This window comes from Thermococcus gammatolerans EJ3, from assembly GCF_000022365.1.
Lineage (GTDB): Archaea > Methanobacteriota_B > Thermococci > Thermococcales > Thermococcaceae > Thermococcus > Thermococcus gammatolerans.
Genome location: NC_012804.1, coordinates 1,718,297 through 1,733,487, shown reverse-complemented (window position 1 = coordinate 1,733,487; position 15,191 = coordinate 1,718,297). Strand labels below are relative to the sequence as shown.

At 53.7% G+C, this 15,191-nt stretch carries 18 protein-coding genes and 3 tRNA genes; 9 read left to right on the top strand and 12 right to left on the bottom strand.

All coding sequences use genetic code 11. From position 1 onward, the window contains the following. Positions 1 to 8 precede the first annotated feature (8 nt). Both TGAM_RS09080 and TGAM_RS09075 read left to right on the top strand, forming a co-directional pair. Entirely contained in the window at positions 9 to 809 is an 801-nt protein-coding gene (locus TGAM_RS09080; RefSeq protein ID WP_048811316.1) for a hypothetical protein, read from the top strand. A 40-nt stretch (positions 810 to 849) separates the two neighbouring features. Then, the gene (locus TGAM_RS09075; RefSeq protein WP_015859405.1) at positions 850 to 1,635 is read left to right on the top strand and encodes a hypothetical protein; all 786 of its coding nucleotides are present in this window, start codon (positions 850 to 852) and stop codon (positions 1,633 to 1,635) included. On the opposite strand, the gene TGAM_RS09070 is transcribed toward TGAM_RS09075, so the two are convergent. From TGAM_RS09070 to TGAM_RS09045, 6 genes are all read right to left on the bottom strand, one after another. Then, complete coding sequence (locus TGAM_RS09070) at positions 1,632 to 1,976, bottom strand: DUF1667 domain-containing protein (protein ID WP_015859404.1); 345 nt, start codon at positions 1,974 to 1,976, stop codon at positions 1,632 to 1,634. The two genes, TGAM_RS09075 and TGAM_RS09070, sit on opposite strands and share 4 nt — an antisense overlap. Then, complete coding sequence (locus tag TGAM_RS09065; protein WP_015859403.1) at positions 1,973 to 3,229, bottom strand: NAD(P)/FAD-dependent oxidoreductase; 1,257 nt, start codon at positions 3,227 to 3,229, stop codon at positions 1,973 to 1,975. Before TGAM_RS09065 ends, TGAM_RS09070 begins: the two co-directional genes overlap by 4 nt. Continuing rightward, a complete protein-coding gene (locus tag TGAM_RS09060; RefSeq protein WP_015859402.1) occupies positions 3,229 to 4,716 on the bottom strand; it encodes an NAD(P)/FAD-dependent oxidoreductase in 1,488 nt (495 codons plus the stop codon). Before TGAM_RS09060 ends, TGAM_RS09065 begins: the two co-directional genes overlap by 1 nt. A 159-nt stretch (positions 4,717 to 4,875) precedes the next feature. Continuing rightward, complete coding sequence (gene glpK, locus TGAM_RS09055) at positions 4,876 to 6,357, bottom strand: glycerol kinase GlpK (protein ID WP_015859401.1); 1,482 nt, start codon at positions 6,355 to 6,357, stop codon at positions 4,876 to 4,878. 145 nt (positions 6,358 to 6,502) lie between these two features. Next, positions 6,503 to 7,237: a molybdopterin-guanine dinucleotide biosynthesis protein MobB gene (locus TGAM_RS09050; RefSeq protein ID WP_015859400.1), complete on the bottom strand. Its 735-nt coding sequence runs from the start codon at positions 7,235 to 7,237 to the stop codon at positions 6,503 to 6,505. A 9-nt stretch (positions 7,238 to 7,246) separates the two neighbouring features. Further along, positions 7,247 to 7,468, bottom strand: a complete 222-nt coding sequence (locus TGAM_RS09045) for an LSm family protein (protein ID WP_015859399.1) — start codon at positions 7,466 to 7,468, stop codon at positions 7,247 to 7,249. 61 nt (positions 7,469 to 7,529) lie between these two features. Between TGAM_RS09045 and TGAM_RS09040 the strand changes: the two genes are divergently transcribed. Continuing rightward, on the top strand, positions 7,530 to 8,360 hold the full coding sequence (locus TGAM_RS09040; RefSeq protein ID WP_015859398.1) for a hypothetical protein: 831 nt from the start codon (positions 7,530 to 7,532) through the stop codon (positions 8,358 to 8,360). A gap of 68 nt (positions 8,361 to 8,428) precedes the next feature. Here the strand turns inward: TGAM_RS09040 and TGAM_RS09035 are convergent. The 6 genes from TGAM_RS09035 to minD form a co-directional block, all read right to left on the bottom strand. Beyond that, positions 8,429 to 8,506 (bottom strand) — tRNA-Val (locus TGAM_RS09035). A gap of 12 nt (positions 8,507 to 8,518) precedes the next feature. Further along, positions 8,519 to 8,596: transfer RNA gene (locus TGAM_RS09030), tRNA-Ala, on the bottom strand. 72 nt (positions 8,597 to 8,668) lie between these two features. Further along, the gene (locus tag TGAM_RS09025; RefSeq protein ID WP_015859397.1) at positions 8,669 to 10,180 is read right to left on the bottom strand and encodes an AMP phosphorylase; all 1,512 of its coding nucleotides are present in this window, start codon (positions 10,178 to 10,180) and stop codon (positions 8,669 to 8,671) included. A gap of 98 nt (positions 10,181 to 10,278) precedes the next feature. Further along, complete coding sequence (locus TGAM_RS09020; protein WP_048811315.1) at positions 10,279 to 10,530, bottom strand: hypothetical protein; 252 nt, start codon at positions 10,528 to 10,530, stop codon at positions 10,279 to 10,281. Positions 10,531 to 10,610: 80 nt separating this feature from the next. Then, entirely contained in the window at positions 10,611 to 10,859 is a 249-nt protein-coding gene (locus TGAM_RS09015; RefSeq protein WP_015859395.1) for a hypothetical protein, read from the bottom strand. Positions 10,860 to 10,864: 5 nt separating this feature from the next. After that, a complete protein-coding gene (gene minD, locus TGAM_RS09010) occupies positions 10,865 to 11,644 on the bottom strand; it encodes a cell division ATPase MinD (protein WP_015859394.1) in 780 nt (259 codons plus the stop codon). Between the two features lie 171 nt (positions 11,645 to 11,815). Here minD and TGAM_RS09005 point away from each other — a divergent pair, with 171 nt between their 5' ends. The 6 genes from TGAM_RS09005 (at position 11,816) to TGAM_RS08980 (ending at position 15,181) form a co-directional block, all read left to right on the top strand. After that, positions 11,816 to 12,172 (top strand): hypothetical protein, encoded by a 357-nt coding sequence (locus TGAM_RS09005; RefSeq protein ID WP_094745791.1) that lies wholly within the window; start codon positions 11,816 to 11,818, stop codon positions 12,170 to 12,172. 9 nt (positions 12,173 to 12,181) lie between these two features. Further along, positions 12,182 to 12,862, top strand: a complete 681-nt coding sequence (gene rpiA / locus TGAM_RS09000; protein ID WP_015859392.1) for a ribose-5-phosphate isomerase RpiA — start codon at positions 12,182 to 12,184, stop codon at positions 12,860 to 12,862. 33 nt (positions 12,863 to 12,895) lie between these two features. Next, positions 12,896 to 12,983 (top strand) — tRNA-Leu (locus TGAM_RS08995). 272 nt (positions 12,984 to 13,255) lie between these two features. After that, on the top strand, positions 13,256 to 13,459 hold the full coding sequence (gene hpkA / locus TGAM_RS08990) for an archaeal histone HpkA (protein ID WP_015859391.1): 204 nt from the start codon (positions 13,256 to 13,258) through the stop codon (positions 13,457 to 13,459). 70 nt (positions 13,460 to 13,529) lie between these two features. Further along, entirely contained in the window at positions 13,530 to 14,804 is a 1,275-nt protein-coding gene (locus TGAM_RS08985; protein ID WP_015859390.1) for a TIGR04013 family B12-binding domain/radical SAM domain-containing protein, read from the top strand. Positions 14,805 to 14,842: 38 nt separating this feature from the next. Continuing rightward, a complete protein-coding gene (locus TGAM_RS08980; RefSeq protein WP_015859389.1) occupies positions 14,843 to 15,181 on the top strand; it encodes a hypothetical protein in 339 nt (112 codons plus the stop codon). Positions 15,182 to 15,191 lie beyond the last annotated feature (10 nt).

Sequence of the window (15,191 nt, the reverse complement as noted above, 5' to 3'; positions counted from 1 at the left end):
TGGTAAAGATGAGAAGACTCCTCGCGGTGTTGTTGATCCTCGGGGTGGTTATGGCAGCGGGTTGCATCGGCGACAGTGTAGGCCTGACAAAAGAGAAGGTTCTCAACGCAATAAACAGCATCGAGCGCGGTGAGTACACGACAAACGCCAGTGTTGTCCTCAGGGCAGTTTCCGATGAACTCAACAGGACGATAACAATAGAGGAATACATCCATGTAACGGGCGCCTTTGACAACAGGAGAAACCTAGAAAAGGGTCACATCGACGTCCGTGTTAAATACCTCGGGATAGAGACCAAGATAAGCTGGCCCTACTTCACTAACGGCTCGAACGTTTACTTCAACGTCGAGGGCAAGTGGTATTCCATGCCCCTTGACAACGAGCTCACGGAGTTTGCCAACGGCAGTTTGAACGTCGACTTTATCGAGAAGCTTTTATCAAAGAAGAACGTGGAGATGAAGAGGGTTGAAGGGGGTTACTACTTCAAGACCAACGTCACCTTCGAGGAAATTCTCAACGCCACGGGAAGGGAGTTTATAAACACGATCCTAAAGGATGAGAATGTAATGAACATAACAACCGAGAGTGGATACGTAGAAGTAAAGATAAGGGGCGATGGCATGCCATACTGGATCCACGAGTACCTGAACCTCATTGTCTCAATCAGGGATCCACTCGAAGGAGACACCGATAATATGTACCTAACAATCAACGAAACCACAGAGCTCAGGAACATAAACGGTGACGTCATGATCACAGTTCCAAAGGGAATAGAGGAAGCAAAGCCCCTCGACGAGATTCTTGGCTGATTTTTCTTTCCTCTCTTTATAATTTTGCGGGGGTGCAACCGTGAGACGTGCCCTGCTCGCGCTTCTGCTGTCGGCTGTAGTGTTGCTGTCCGGATGTATCTCCAGCGGCTCCGGCAACGAAGGGAAGAGCGCAACTTCCTCAACCCCAACGGTCGAGGAAAAACTCCTGCAGGGCATCGACAATATGACAGAGTACAACCTCTCGATGGTTGAGGGAGTCAATTTCAATCTCTCGGACATAAGCATGCTCCCCACTGACCTCAAGATGGGATTCAGGATCTCCGGTCTCGTCGATGGAAACAAAGGAGTAATCCTTGCGAACGTGTCCCTCGAACCACTCGATCCCTTCGGCATGACCGGACAGAGTTACATCCTCTACGTTAACGGATCAAATGCCAGACTCAAACCTGTGAACCCTAATGCCTTCCAGGGACTTGGAGAGTTAGTGACTCCAGACCCTATGGTCTTCAGGGGCTACATAGGGCAGGCCAAGCACATACTCAAACTCATGCTCTCCTCAAAAAACGTCTCGATAACCAAGGATGGAAGTGTTTACGTAGTTCGCGGCAGTTTGAGCAATGGGACGATCGAAAACCTTCCAAACACCAAATTTAGTGTCTCCTCAACTGGATCCATCCCGAAGATGACCGTAAGGAAAGCGTACTTCGAGGCAACGATAGATGAGAAGTTCGAGAGAATCAACTACACAGTCCACGTTGAATACGGAAGCTCCACCGGAAAAGCCGTGTACGAACTCCACGTTGAACTCAGGAAGCTGCCAGAGGGTTTCAAAATAACAGTTCCGGAAAAGATAAGGAAGGGCTAAGCCCCTCTCGTCGCCACTATTTTTATTCCTTCCCACTCCGCAACCGTTTCTCCGACCTTCACCGGCGCTTTGAGCTTCAGCTTTGCCAGAAACTTCATGAGCTCGGGTATCTTCTCCTTTGGGACGGGCTCGGCCGTCTTGACGCTCACGGTAGGCAAAGCCCCTCCTTCCACTGGCACAACGCTCATCACGACCCTTCTTGGGCTGGTAACTTCCTGAACCGCCCACTCCTTACCGCGAGGACACCTGCACCCCTTGACTTCCTTGACCTTTCCGTCCTCCACCTCGACCTCGATTGAGCACCCGAGGGGGCAGACGATGCATGTGAAGCGGTAAATCATGCTTTAACCACCTCCACCGTGAGCCTCTCGGCCTTTCTGATTTCCTCTGCCTTCAGTTTTATCCTCAGCATCTCGGCCGGCTTGACCACGGGGAGCTTCATTCTCTTGCCTATCTCTGGAATCCTGAGCTCGACGTCCTCCATCGGCTTGGACACGCGCAGGTAGAGGTAAACGTCCCTGTCGCCGCTGAGGTAGTGGGGCGCAATCAGGCGGACGTTTTCACCCTTCTCTACCTTAACCCACTTCCTGCTCTCGATTCCCCCGTTCTCGATGAACTCCTTCGCACCTTCCGCCGCTAATTCGCCCTGCTCGGCAACGTAGTCAACGAGGTCGTTTATCAGGAGCGAGTTCCCTGCAACGAATATTCCGGGGACGCTGGTTTCCAGCCTGTCGTTCACGACCGGTCCGCCCGTTGCGGGGTCAATCTCAACCCCTATCTTTTTCAGTTTCTTGACGCTCGGGACGAGACCTGCAGATATTATCAACGTATCCGCCTCAATCCAGAACTCGCTTCCGGGAATTTCGTTGAGGTTTTCGTCGACCCTGACAACCTTTACCCGCTCAACGCGGCCCTTTCCGCGGACTTCCACGACCTTGTGGCTCAGGTAGAGAGGAATATTGAAATCCTTCAGAATCATGACGTTCCTTGCCAGGCCACCTGGATAGGGCATCAGCTCGACAACGGCCTTGACCTTCGCGCCCTCAAGGGCAAAGCGACGCGCCATTATCAAGCCAACGTCGCCCGAACCCACGATGACTATCTCCTTACCGGGCATTATGCCATAGAGGTCCATCAGCGTCTGGGCCTCTCCTGCCGTGTAGATTCCCGAAACCCTGTCGCCGACGATTCCAATCTCGAAGGCGTGTCTTTCGCGAGCTCCCGCGGCGTAGATTACCGCCTTCGCCCAGACCTGATAGGCTCCGCTCGGCGATGTGAAGATTACGACCTTTTCGAGGTCGGAGTAGTTTTTAATCTCGAGAACCCTCGCGGCCGTTCTGTACTCCACGCCAAGCTCGACCAGCCTCTTCGCGAGGCGCGAAGCAAACTCGGGTCCTGTCAGCTCCTCTCTGTAGTAGTGCAGGCCGAAGCCGGGGTGAATGCACTGGGGGAGTATTCCTCCGAGATAGTCGTTCTCGTCGAGGAGCAAAACCTTTAGCCCGAGTTCTTTGGCTCTAATCGCGGCCGCCATTCCTGCAGGACCGCCACCGACCACAACGACGTCGTAGCTCAGCATCGGAATCTCCGGGAACATCAGGCATCCCCCCTGAGGAGAACCTTGACGTCTCCTATTCCAATCTCGCTTCCCTTACCCTTCAGCGTAACTTTCCAGGGCTCTACTCCGTATTCCCTGGCAAGAAGCTGGACAATTTTCGGCCTGCAGAAGCTTCCCTGGCAGGTTCCCGTTGTGGCTTTAGTCCTGAACTTGACGGAATCAACACTCGGCGTTTTAACGCCTATGAACTTCATCCTCTCTATGGCCTCAAGGATGTCGCCCTCGCTGACGTTGTTACAGCGGCACACTATCTTTCCGTAAGCGGGGTTCTTCTTGATAGCCTCGTTCACCTGCTCGGGTGTCATGGTGAAGAAGTGGCTGATTTCCTTCCTGTAGGGGTTCCACTTCTCCTTTTCCTTCAGCTCGATTCCAAGGTCGCGCTTTATAATCTCCGCTACCTCATAGGCTATCGCAGGGGCGCTCGTCAGGCCGGGTGAGCGTATTCCAGCGACGCTGATGAAGCCCCAGACCTCTTCCTCGGCTTTGATTATGAAGTCCCCTCCAGTCGGCTCGGGCCTCAGACCTGCAAAGGTCCTGATTACCTTGCTTCTTGGGGGCAGCTGCGGCCAGAGCTTCTTGGCTCCCTCCCAGACCTGCTCAAGGCCCTCCTTGGTCGTGGCGAGGTTTTCTTTCTCCTCGGGCGGTAAATCCTGGGCGTTCGGCCCTATCATCAGATGGCCAGAAATCTCGGTGGTCACAACTATTCCCTTGCTTATCGGCGTCGGCGTCGGAAAGAGGACGCGCTTCGGCCCGGGAACGTCGTCGTCAAAAATCCAGTACTCACCTTTTCTCGGGTGGATTTCGAAGTAGTCTATGCCGGCCATCCTTGCTATCTTGTCAGCGTAAAGACCAGCGGCGTTGATGATGATATCAGCCTCGATGAAGCCGTCCTTCGTCTCAACGCCCTTAACCTCGCCGTTCTCGACTTTTATGCCAGTAACCTCCGTCTCGAGGTGCGTCTTCACACCGTTCGCAACGGCGTTCTCGGTTATCGCAATAACGGCTGGAATCGGCCCAATTTGGCCCACTATTGGAACCCATAAAGCTCCAATCGCTTCCCTCGTGAGGTTTGGCTCAAGGTGGAAGAGCTCATCCCTATCAACGATTCTCATCTCGGGGACGCCATTCTTCCTTCCGCGCTCTAAAAGCCTCTCGAGCTCGTCAAAGTCCTCATCCTTCGTTGCGACTATCAGGGCCCCGTTCCAGACGTGCGGAATCTCAAGCTCCTTGACCCACTGGTGCCAGAGCTTGTTCCCCCTTATGCACAGCTTCGCCCTCGTGGGATACTTCTCGGGGTCGTCGTCGTAGCCACCGTGAATCAGAGCTGTGTTGGCCTTGCTCACTCCCCAGCCGACGTCCGGGGCCTTCTCTATCAGGTGGACTTCGAGGTTCTCGTACCTGCTGAGAACCCTCGCTATGCTCGCCCCGCTGATTCCAGCCCCTATTATAGCGACTTTCGTCTTCATAATCTTCACCTCAATCTGACTCCAGAAACGATGTCGGGTGTTTTAAAGCTTTCCTCAACCTTTAGTTTGGTGAAAGGGCGAGGAAAGAACTCTTTGGGGCATTAGCAAAAAGGACATGGGTGAACAGTATTCAGATGAACGGAAGTGTTCATTTTATTCTCAGATCCCAACGACCTTCGCCCAGCCCATGGCCCTCTTTACCGCCTCCTTCCAGCCGTGGTAGAGCTTTCTCCTCGTTTCCTCGTCCATACCTGGTTCGAACACCTTCTCCACCTTCCAGAGGCTCTCTATCTCTTCAAGGCTCTCCCAGTAATCGACGGCCAGTCCCGCCAGATAGGCAGCGCCGAGCGCGGTGGTTTCCTTGACTACGGGCCTGACAACGCGCCTGTTCAGTATGTCCGCTTGGAACTGCATCAGGAAGTCGTTTGCCGTTGCCCCGCCGTCAACGCGGAGCTCCTTTATCCCCACGAGCTTCTCCATCTCCTCGATAACGTCGCGCGTAAGGTACGCTATCGCCTCAAGCGTTGCCCTCGCGAGGTGCTCCCTTCCCGTTCCGCGCGTTATGCCGATTATCAGTCCCCTCGCGAACTGATCCCAGTAAGGTGCGCCGAGGCCGACGAAGGCCGGGACGAAGTAGACTCCTTCGTTGCTCTCCAGCTTGGTCGCGAGTTCCTCGGTCTCGGAAGCTTTTTTGATAATCTTTATCCCGTCGCGGAGCCACTGAACCGCTGCACCCGTTACGAAAATGCTTCCCTCAAGGGCGTAGGTGACCTTTCCGTTGAGTCCCCATGCTATCGTCGTGAGCAAATTGTCGGAGTAGCGGACGGTCTTTCCCGTGTTGGCCAGGATGAAGCTTCCCGTTCCGTAGGTGGCCTTTACCATTCCAGTCTCGAAGCCTGCCTGTCCGAACAGCGCCGCCTGCTGGTCACCGGCGTCACCGCTCACGGGAATCTCAGCACCCAAAAGCTCCTTCTTCGTGTAGCCGTAGACCTCGCTCGATTCTCTCACCTCTGGCAAAATCCCCTCGGGAATCCCGAAGATTTCAAGTAGCTCGTCGTCCCAGTCGAGCCTCTTTATGTTGAAGAGCATTGTCCTTGAGGCGTTGGAGTAATCTGTAACGTGCTCGCCCGTGAGGCGGTAGATTAGGAAGGTGTCAACGGTTCCGAAGAGAACTTCACCTTTCTCAGCCTTCTCCCTCAGGCCCGGGACGTTGTCGAGGAGCCACTTGAGCTTGCTCGCGGAGAAGTACGCGTCGGGAACGAGGCCGGTCTTCCCCTTTATCATGTCCCCGTATTCGCGCTTTATCTCTTCCACCATCTCGGCCGTTCTCCTGCACTGCCAGACTATCGCGTTGTAGAGCGGTTTTCCGTCGCGGTCGAAAACTATCGTCGTTTCTCGCTGGTTCGTAACGCCTATCGCCGCTATCTGGCTCGGTTCTACCTTCGCCCTCTCAAGGGCAGTTTTGATGGCCCTGAACTGCGCGTCCCAGATTTCTTCCGGGTTGTGCTCAACCCAGCCTGGCTTGGGGTAATGTTGGGGGAACTCGTACTGGCCCAGTCCGATGATGTTGCTCTCCCTGTCGAAGATTATAGCCCTTGCCGAGGTAGTTCCCTCGTCAAGTGAAAGGACATAACGTTCCATATGATCACCGAACACTTTATAGGGGAAAAGGTTAAAGATTTTCCCCTGTTCGAGCAGCTCTCAAACTGCTTATCTCAAGGAGAGAAGTGAAGTTGTGAAATTGTAATGTCATAGAACTTCATAGTCTTGAACGATTCTCATTGTTTTATTCATCCCTGATCACTATCTCTATCCTCCTGCCCTCGCGGTAACCCTTCATGGCTGAAAGCATGCCCTTTACCGTCTTCTCCACGAGCTCCTGAACCCAGTCCTTCATTGGCAGGATCTGACCGTCTATCTTGACCGTGACCTTGGGTCTCGAGCTGAGGACGACACAGTCTTTAATCGTTTTCTCACCCCTCACGATCATCCTCGCCATCTCAGCACATCTGAACCCACAGAGGCCGCAATCGATGTTGGGGAGCATGAATGCCCTTTTCTCAACCAGATTGGCGAGCCTCTCCGGCTCTTTCGTCGCGTCAATCACAGGAAGATCGCCTATCTTTTCAACACCGGTCGAGGCTATAACTCCGCTTACTGCTATGGCTAAGCCGTCGTTGAGCTCCCTCACGTCTTTCTCGCTTCTTGCGCAAATCACCTTGGGGACATGTTGGATTGATTTGAAGCCCTCGAGCAGGAGAAAGTCGGCAGAGACCGTCGAGAAGAGCGCGTTTATGTCCTTGGCTTTGAAGAGGAGTGCATCGGTGTCGTGTGCCCTGACAATAACGGCGTCAGCTACCTTTGAGAACCTCCACGTGTCGCTGTTCTCCCTGTCAAAGTCCGCGTGCATGCTCTTCGCTATTGCAATGCGGTAGCCACGTTCCTTGAGGACTCTAGCAACCGCCTCAACGGTTGTCGTCTTACCGCTTTTTTTAAAGCCAACGAAGGCAACCGCGCGCATGGCTATCCCTCATAGCAGGGTTATCCAGTTTATGTCGTCGATTTTCGCTATGAGTTCCTTCGTCCGGTTTCCTGTGTAGTCCGTCACGTCCCTCAGCAGGATTACTTCCTCATCGAAGTCCGCCAGAATTCCAGAAAAGCTGGTCTCGCTGCCGATCCCAACGGCAATCCGCTTCCCCTTCCATCTCTCCAGAGTTCTGTCAAGGAGGTACTGCTTTCCGTCTCCGCTCATTCTCTCACCCCAAATCCAAAAGTCTATAAGGCTTTTTAGCCTTTACCGAGGCGGTGATGGTATGAGACTCTCAACAAAAAGCCCCACTCTAAGAGAAGCTTTTTCCGCTGACCTGAGGAGGGAAGGAGTGGACTTCAAGGTAGTTGAGAAGCAGTCCCACGAGACCTTCGTTGGATACCTCTTGGAGGGAACGCTTGAAGAAATAAGATCAAAGATCGACGTGATGGAGGGCGTTGACAGGGAAGCCCTATTGGAAGGATTCGAATCGTTCCGTGAGAGCATCAATCATATCCTCGACCACCTAAAAGGTGGGGAATCTGCGGACAAACTGCTGTCAGAGGGTCTTTGGGTAGCGGACGTTCTGGATCAGCTGTACAATGCGGGGGCACTTGACTACGATCCCGATGGGAATCTCCTAAAGCTGAAAGAAGGAATTGATCCACTCACCCTGAGGTTTCAGTTCAAGTTCCCCTTTAACCTCGTGACCAACCCAGAGGGACTTGAGAAGGTTGCCAAACAGTTCGTTTTCACCGACCTGACTCCTGAGTGGGAGTTCGACGTTTATGAGCTGAGGATGGAGAAAATAAATGCCTTCGGACGGATCGCCAGCAAGTACTTCCCGGAGGAGGATGTCCTCAAGGCCTACTTCGCCCTTGTCGGGCGGGCCATACTGGCCGGAGAGATCCTGAAAGCCCTCGCTGAGAGGAAAGTGGATGTTGAGGAGTTCAAAAAGAGCTTTCTCCGGGCCCTTCCACTGCAGATACCCACTGAGAAGGGAACGTTAGTGATCCACGCGTCAAAGGAAGCTTTTGACGAGCTGCTCCGCTTTCTTGAGAAAAAGGGATACCTCCAGATAAAGGCTGGGAAGGCGAGGAAGCTCAGGGATCTGTGATATTCATTTTTTAGTTTTTAGTTGTGTCTTTTTGAAAACGAGTTTTTGATGAGAAAATTCAGAACAACTGGTGGGCCCGCGGGGATTCGAACCCCGGACCTCCACCTTGTCAGGGTGGCGTCATAACCAGTCTAGACCACGGGCCCAGCCCAAACAGTTGGTGGACCGGCCGGGATTTGAACCCGGGGCCTCCGCCTTGCCAAGGCGGCGCTCATACCAGGCTGAGCTACCGGCCCACTCGACACGCCGTTATCTCCTTTCTGGGCGGGTTTATAAATTTTGCGGTCAATGAAAAGGAAAAGATTGAGTCAGATGTTCCCGATTCGCTGGAGCACCATCCCTTCAATCTTGATGGGTTCTGTCCTGCGGGCGAAGACGATAGCCTGATCAAGCCTTGCCTCGCTCTCGGCGTGGATCGTGAAGAGGGGATCTCCCTCCTTGACCTTTTCGCCGACCTTGACGTAGAGCTCCAGTCCAGCGCCCTTGTCCTCAGGCGCTCCAGCGGCTCTGGCTATTCCCGTTATCGCCCTGTTGTCTATTCCAGTTACATAGCCACTCGTCGGCGCCGTGAAGGTGTACGTCTTGTCGCCTATCTGTATGTCCTCTGGCTTTATGTTCGGGTCTCCACCCTGTTCCTCGATGATCTCTTTCATCTTCTCGTAGGCTTTCCCGCTTTCGAGGATCTCCCTGGCCATCTTTTTGCCCATTCCCGCCGGAGCAACGCCACCCATCTCGAGCAGGATCCCGGCAAGACCCAGGGCCTTTTCAATCAGGCTTCCCGGCCCCTTCCCCGTCATCAGGGCAGAGAGGGCTTCCCGGGCCTCGAGCGCTGGACCGACGGTGTGGCCTATTGGCTGGCCGCCGTAGGTTATTGCAACCTCCACGTACTGACCCAGCCTCTTGCCGAGCTCTATGAAGTCCCTTGCAAGGGCCCTTGCCTCGTCCATCGTCTCAACCTTAACACCCTTGCCAGTGGGTATATCGATTAAAACGTACTGACTGCCCATGGCGTACTTCTTGGACATTATGCTCGCGAGCATTAGCCCGCGAGGATCAACGCTGAGGGCGCGCTCTGCCTTTATGGTTATGTCATCCGCCGGTGCTAGGTTCAAAGCTCCACCCCAGACGAGACAGGCCCCAACCTTCTCCACGATCCTCTTGATCTCGTCGAGCGAGAAGCTGACGTTGGTGAAAACTTCTACCACATCGGCAGTCCCTGCGGCGCTGGTTATCGCCCTGGAGCTCGTCTTTGGAATAGTCAGACCGGCGGCTGCCACTATCGGAACCACGAGGATGTTGGTCTTGTTGCCCGGAACGCCCCCGATGCTGTGGACGTCCATGATCGGCTTTCTGTCGATGTCGAGCATGTCTCCAGTTTCTGCCATCGCTATGGTTAAGGCCGCTATCTCGTCCATATCCAACCCGTTGATTTCGAGGGCGGTGACGAAGGAGCTTATCTCAATGTCCCGGAGCTTCCTGTCCACGATGTCCCTTACAATGGCCTCGATCTCTACCTTGCGGAGCTTCTCACCGTGCATCTTCTTCTTGATGTATCTAACGCTCTCTGGAGTGCCGACTGGCGTCAGGGTCACGACCTCTCCCTCTGAGAGACTGTGGAGCTGCAGAACATCCCTGCTCACACCAACTTCACCGGGTCCAACGAGGTTGCTTATAGCCAGGCTCCCGTAGATCGTCTTCTTTCCAGACTCCACTTTAACGAGGTCGTCCGGGTGGAGTTTGGCCTTCTTTGCCTCCTCTTCGTTTATGAAAACCGAATACCTACCGCTGAACACATCAAGTATTCTGACCTTTGCCCGCATATCCAACCCTCCCAAGTTTTAGCTGGCATAGAAATAGGAATGATTGGTTTTTAACTCCTTCGCTTGAATCGGAAGGCCCAAAGGGGAGAGAAAAGTTGTCAGGCGTAGATAGCCTGTCCTGAGGGGCCCTTTGTGACACCCCTCCTCTCGTTCAGGTTGGGGAACATCTCAAAGATCCTGGCGACGTCGGCTGCGATCTCTCTGATCTCGGGGGGAACCAGTCCATCCCCTGAGTATGCAGAACGCAGAACTTCCTCAAGTGGGGCGCTGTAGAGCTTTTCCCTGAACAGGTAAACCCAGCCATCATCAACGTAGACCACTTTGTCCCGGTAGCCGAGCCTCACCACCATGCGCCCCACCCATTTTTAGGAACAATAAGTAACTTTAAAAACTTAATGGGGCAGAGAAGAGTAACGAAGAACAGAAACGATCAAAGATTCCTAACCTCTTCCTCTATGCTCTCCTCGAGTTCCCTCTCCCATTCCTCGACGTCAAAGTCCACGAGTTCCTCTTCGAGTTCCTCCTTGAGGTTTGTAACACGGCGCTTGAGGGCTGACTTTGTTTCTTCGTCGTAGACCACGTAGTAGGGGTTCTTCTTGGCCGAGAGGTACAGCAGGAGGAGCATGAGGTTTATGAATCCGAGGACTATGATAAAGACGTAGAGTATCGTCGTTGTCATCGGCCTCACCTCCTGCCGCCGAATATCGCTTTAAAGACCCTCTTGATTGGGCTCTCCGGCTGCGGTGGCTCCCACTTGATACCCGCGAGCTTTGCCGCCAGCTGCTTGATCGCTATCGCCGCCGGGCTGGTCGGGTTCTTGATGACGAGAGGAACACCGTATGCCGAAGCGCGCTTTACCTCTGGATCTTCGGGGATCACCGCCAGGACGGGAACCTCAAGGATGGCCTCTATTTCCTCCTGAGTTAGTTCAGTTTTCTCGTTGGTTACCCTGTTGAGCACGGCACCAAGGGGAAGCGTTCCCAGCTTCTCGGCTATGAGCTTTGTCTTGAGCGAGTCTGTGATGGCCGATATCTCGGGGTTTGTGACGATTATAAGCTCCTTACCGATGAGCAGGGCCGTAACAGAGGTCATCTCCAAACCAGCCGGGGCATCGATGAGGATGAAATCGGCCATCTGGCTTATTTCCCTGATAACCTCCCTGAGCCTCTCAGGCTTCGCCTTTTTTATCTTCTCAAGGCTCAGTCCACCTGGGATTACCTTAACGCCCGCTGGTCCCTCGTAGATTGCGTCCTTGAGATCCGCTTCCCTCGCCAGAACGTCGTGCAGGGTTATGGGAATGTCCTCCATACCGAGGACGAGACTTAGGTTTGCCATCGTGATGTCAGCGTCAATCAGGATGACCTCCTTTCCAAACTGGGCCAAGGCAACGCCCAAGTTTGCCACAGTGGTCGTTTTTCCAGTACCGCCTTTTCCAGACGCGAAAACTATGGAGCGGCCCTCCAAGAGTTACACCTCCTGCAATGTGATTTAACTGCGGAATTCTCGTCCATAGAGCGACCTATCCACAGCCCCTTTAGGAGGTTAAAGCTTTTATCTTTTGTGGTTCCAATGTCTCCTTTTCAAAGCTGCCCGGAGGGGATAAGATTTTAAAAGCAAAGCCCGGAGGGTTAGTAGGTGAGAGGATTGAAACCGGAGAACAAATTCGCCCTTACCGTGTACCTATGGGGAGCTATCACTGGAGTAATCAGCGGTGCCCTCTCCGTCCAGAACAGGGCCGCGTGGATTCTTGGGGCTCTGATGTTCCTGATCACGGACGTGTTCGTCAGGGCAATTCTCAAGGATGAGCTCCCAGAAGAATTGAAGGGGCTCGAGGGGAAGGAGCTCAGAGGTGCAATCCTCAGGAAAGCTTTCTGGGGCTGGCTGCTCTTCTGGCTCTACTTCACAATGCTGGTATACACGGTGGGAATAGACTTCAGGCCAGTACCATACAACAACCAGAGCCTGCTCGCCCAGATGATGAATTCAACGTGAGGTGGGAGTATGGAGGAGTTAAAGAAGGCCGTTGCGAGGGAGGCCCTCTCTTTCGTTGACGATGATATGGTCATAGGCCTCGGGACGGGTTCAACCACTGCCTACTTCATAAAGTTCCTCGGGGAGCTCATCAAGGAGGAGGAACTGGAGGTTTACGGCATACCCACTTCTCACCAGTCGAGACTCCTTGCCATTGAGAGCGGGGTGCCCGTTGTGTCCCTCGACGAGGCGGACGCAATAGACATAGCGGTTGATGGGGCGGACGAAGTTGATCCCGCGTTGAACCTTATCAAGGGGCGCGGGGCGGCACTGACAATGGAGAAGATAATCGAGTACCGTGCCGGCACTTTCATAGTTCTCGTCGATGAGAGCAAGCTTGTTAAGCGCCTTGGTGAGAAAATGCCAGTTCCAATTGAAGTCATCCCCGCAGCTTGGCGAGCCATCGCGGAGGAACTGGAAGTATTCAACGCAAGGGCAGAGCTGAGGATGGCAGTGAAGAAAGATGGACCTGTGATCACGGACAACGGAAACTTCATACTCGACGCCCGGTTTGAGCGGATAGACGATCCCCTTGACATGGAGATAGAACTCAACACGATCCCAGGAGTCGTGGAAAACGGCATATTCGCCGATATAGCTGATGTCGTGCTCGTTGGAACACGGGAAGGTGTTAGAAAGCTCGAACGTTAAATTTATAAACATCCGCCACCTCCCATCTCTTGCGCGGGGGTTGCCGAGCCTGGTCAAAGGCGCGGGATTCAGGGTCCCGTCCCGTAGGGGTTCCGGGGTTCAAATCCCCGCCCCCGCACCACAGGCCTTCTTGACTCTTGAAAGATTTGCGTTAACTAACCCTGTAACGCCGGATAATCTTTCATTTTCCACTGCTTATCCGGGGCACCCTTTCTCAATTTCTCTGACACCTTAAGGTGAGAGCATTGTTGTCCTTCGGCTGTTCACTCCACTTACCAATACGGCACGGCCAATTTTCCATATCGGCCGCCTTCAGCCCCCAATTTACCGAAAGCTTTATATAGTTTCTATGGCCAAAAGAATACTGAAAAACCCTTTATGGAGGTGTGGGAAATGGCCGAGTTGCCGATTGCCCCAATTGACAGACTTATAAGGAAGGCTGGCGCTGAGAGGGTCAGCGAGGAGGCCGCCAAGGTCCTCGCCGAGTACCTCGAGGAGTACGCAATCGAAATCGCCAGGAAGGCTAACGACTTCGCCAGGCACGCTGGCAGGAAGACCGTCAAGGCCGAGGACATCAAGCTCGCCATCAGGACCTGATGGCTTTTTCTAGCTTTTCTACTCATTTCTGAACCGTTAGCGTTTTAAACATCTTTCCGCGCTTTCGACCATGCCAGAAATAGCGGTCAGGATGACCAAGCGCAACCACAACGCCTTCGTTCACCTTCTCGGTGCCTTGGAGAGTCAGGGGTTCGATTTAAGCGAACTACTCATAACGAAGGACTTCAAAGAGATTCTAAGAGCGAGGCCGAAGGTCGTTCTCTACTCGTTCTTCACCGAGGAAATCTGGGGCAACCTTCCGCGAGAAGTCCAGCTTTTGAAGGAGAGAGGCGCGCTTCTCGTTGCAGGAGGTTACCATGCAATAGCGATGCCAAAGCACACCCTCAATCAACTCGGCTTTGATATAGCCGTCGTTGGTGAGGGTGAGGAGGTGCTCTACAACCTTTTAACGACCCTGAAGAGAACTGGCTACAGAATAACGCCCGAGCTGGCAAAAATCCGGGGTTTGGCCTTCCGCCTCAATGGCGAGTTCACCTTTACCGGCTTCGCGAAGGTAGAGGACTTCTGGCGCTTCCCGCCGTACCCAGAGAGTGTCCGTCTGATTTCTCCGATAGAGATAAGCAGGGGCTGCCCCTTTCGCTGTTACTACTGTCAGACACCCTACATCAAGGGCTTCCGCATGAGGCACAGGCCCATAGACCAGATCGTGCACTATTCAAGGAGGATGAAGGACATGCGCTACATAACCCCCAACGCCTTCGCCTACGGAAGTCCAGGTGCAATACTCAAGTTAAACAAGCTCGAGGCCCTGCTCAGGGCCCTCCAGCCCCTCAGGAAGGAGGGAAGGAGGCTCTTCTATGGCACATTTCCAAGTGAGGTCAGGCCCGAGTTTGTTTTACCCGAGACCCTTGAGCTCCTCATTGACTACGCCGACAACAGGAGGCTTGCCATCGGTGCCCAGAGCGGGGACGATGCCATGCTGAAAGCGATGCACCGCCTTCATCGCGTCGAGCACGTTAAGAGGGCGGTAGAGTACATGGTGGAATACGGCTTTGAGCCCGTCGTTGACTTCATCGTGGGCCTGCCGAACGAAACAGCAGAAAGCCAGAGGAAGAGCATCGAGCTGATGGAGTGGATCATGAGGAAGGGTGGGAAGGTTCGCGCCCATTACTTCATGCCCCTTCCCGGAACCCCCTGGGCGCGGTGCAAGCCGAGTCCGCTGAGCGAGGAGATGAAGCGCTTTTTGGGCAGGATGGCGGCCAGAGGCAAAATCGAGGGCTCGTGGGGGATTCAGATAGAGCTCTCAAAAAGGCTACAGAAGCTGATAGAGGAGTTCTACGAGGAGCCGATGAGTTATCATGGTAGTATAAACCCGGTCTGCTAACGAAAAGGTTTTGTAACCTGACGCCGATTCTTTGTACGATGGGTATGAGAAACGTGGGTCCTGCTTTGGCCGTTGTTGTGTCTGCCCTCTTCATCTACGCCATCACCGGTGACCTCACATTGCCCGGAATAGTCCTGTTAATGGCGGGGCTTCTTTACGTGATTTCCATCAAACCAGCCCTAGGTGGTCCACTCCCGTACGGCCTCATCGGGTTCTTGGCCGGCTTTGTGCTAGCCATTGTTCTTGGCGTGACTGTATTCAGGGACTCCAAGATTGGAAGCAATGCGCTAATTTCGCTACTTGTAATCGGTCCAATGATTGCGATTTTACTCGGCAGGAGAAGCAGCTACCGCCTCTGGCTCTTGCTGAGACCGTGACCCAAAAGCT

Coding starts and splice junctions, on each gene's coding strand:
- TGAM_RS09040 (WP_015859398.1), top strand. CDS start 7,530: ATGAGACTCTCAACAAAAAGCCCCACTCTAAGAGAAGCTTTTTCCGCT.
- TGAM_RS09050 (WP_015859400.1), bottom strand. CDS start 7,237: ATGCGCGCGGTTGCCTTCGTTGGCTTTAAAAAAAGCGGTAAGACGACA.
- TGAM_RS09020 (WP_048811315.1), bottom strand. CDS start 10,530: ATGGTGGTGAGGCTCGGCTACCGGGACAAAGTGGTCTACGTTGATGAT.
- TGAM_RS09045 (WP_015859399.1), bottom strand. CDS start 7,468: ATGAGCGGAGACGGAAAGCAGTACCTCCTTGACAGAACTCTGGAGAGA.
- rpiA (WP_015859392.1), top strand. CDS start 12,182: ATGGAGGAGTTAAAGAAGGCCGTTGCGAGGGAGGCCCTCTCTTTCGTT.
- TGAM_RS08980 (WP_015859389.1), top strand. CDS start 14,843: ATGGGTATGAGAAACGTGGGTCCTGCTTTGGCCGTTGTTGTGTCTGCC.
- TGAM_RS08985 (WP_015859390.1), top strand. CDS start 13,530: ATGCCAGAAATAGCGGTCAGGATGACCAAGCGCAACCACAACGCCTTC.
- TGAM_RS09070 (WP_015859404.1), bottom strand. CDS start 1,976: ATGATTTACCGCTTCACATGCATCGTCTGCCCCCTCGGGTGCTCAATC.
- TGAM_RS09060 (WP_015859402.1), bottom strand. CDS start 4,716: ATGAAGACGAAAGTCGCTATAATAGGGGCTGGAATCAGCGGGGCGAGC.
- glpK (WP_015859401.1), bottom strand. CDS start 6,357: ATGGAACGTTATGTCCTTTCACTTGACGAGGGAACTACCTCGGCAAGG.
- TGAM_RS09065 (WP_015859403.1), bottom strand. CDS start 3,229: ATGTTCCCGGAGATTCCGATGCTGAGCTACGACGTCGTTGTGGTCGGT.
- TGAM_RS09080 (WP_048811316.1), top strand. CDS start 9: ATGAGAAGACTCCTCGCGGTGTTGTTGATCCTCGGGGTGGTTATGGCA.
- hpkA (WP_015859391.1), top strand. CDS start 13,256: ATGGCCGAGTTGCCGATTGCCCCAATTGACAGACTTATAAGGAAGGCT.
- TGAM_RS09025 (WP_015859397.1), bottom strand. CDS start 10,180: ATGCGGGCAAAGGTCAGAATACTTGATGTGTTCAGCGGTAGGTATTCG.
- TGAM_RS09015 (WP_015859395.1), bottom strand. CDS start 10,859: ATGACAACGACGATACTCTACGTCTTTATCATAGTCCTCGGATTCATA.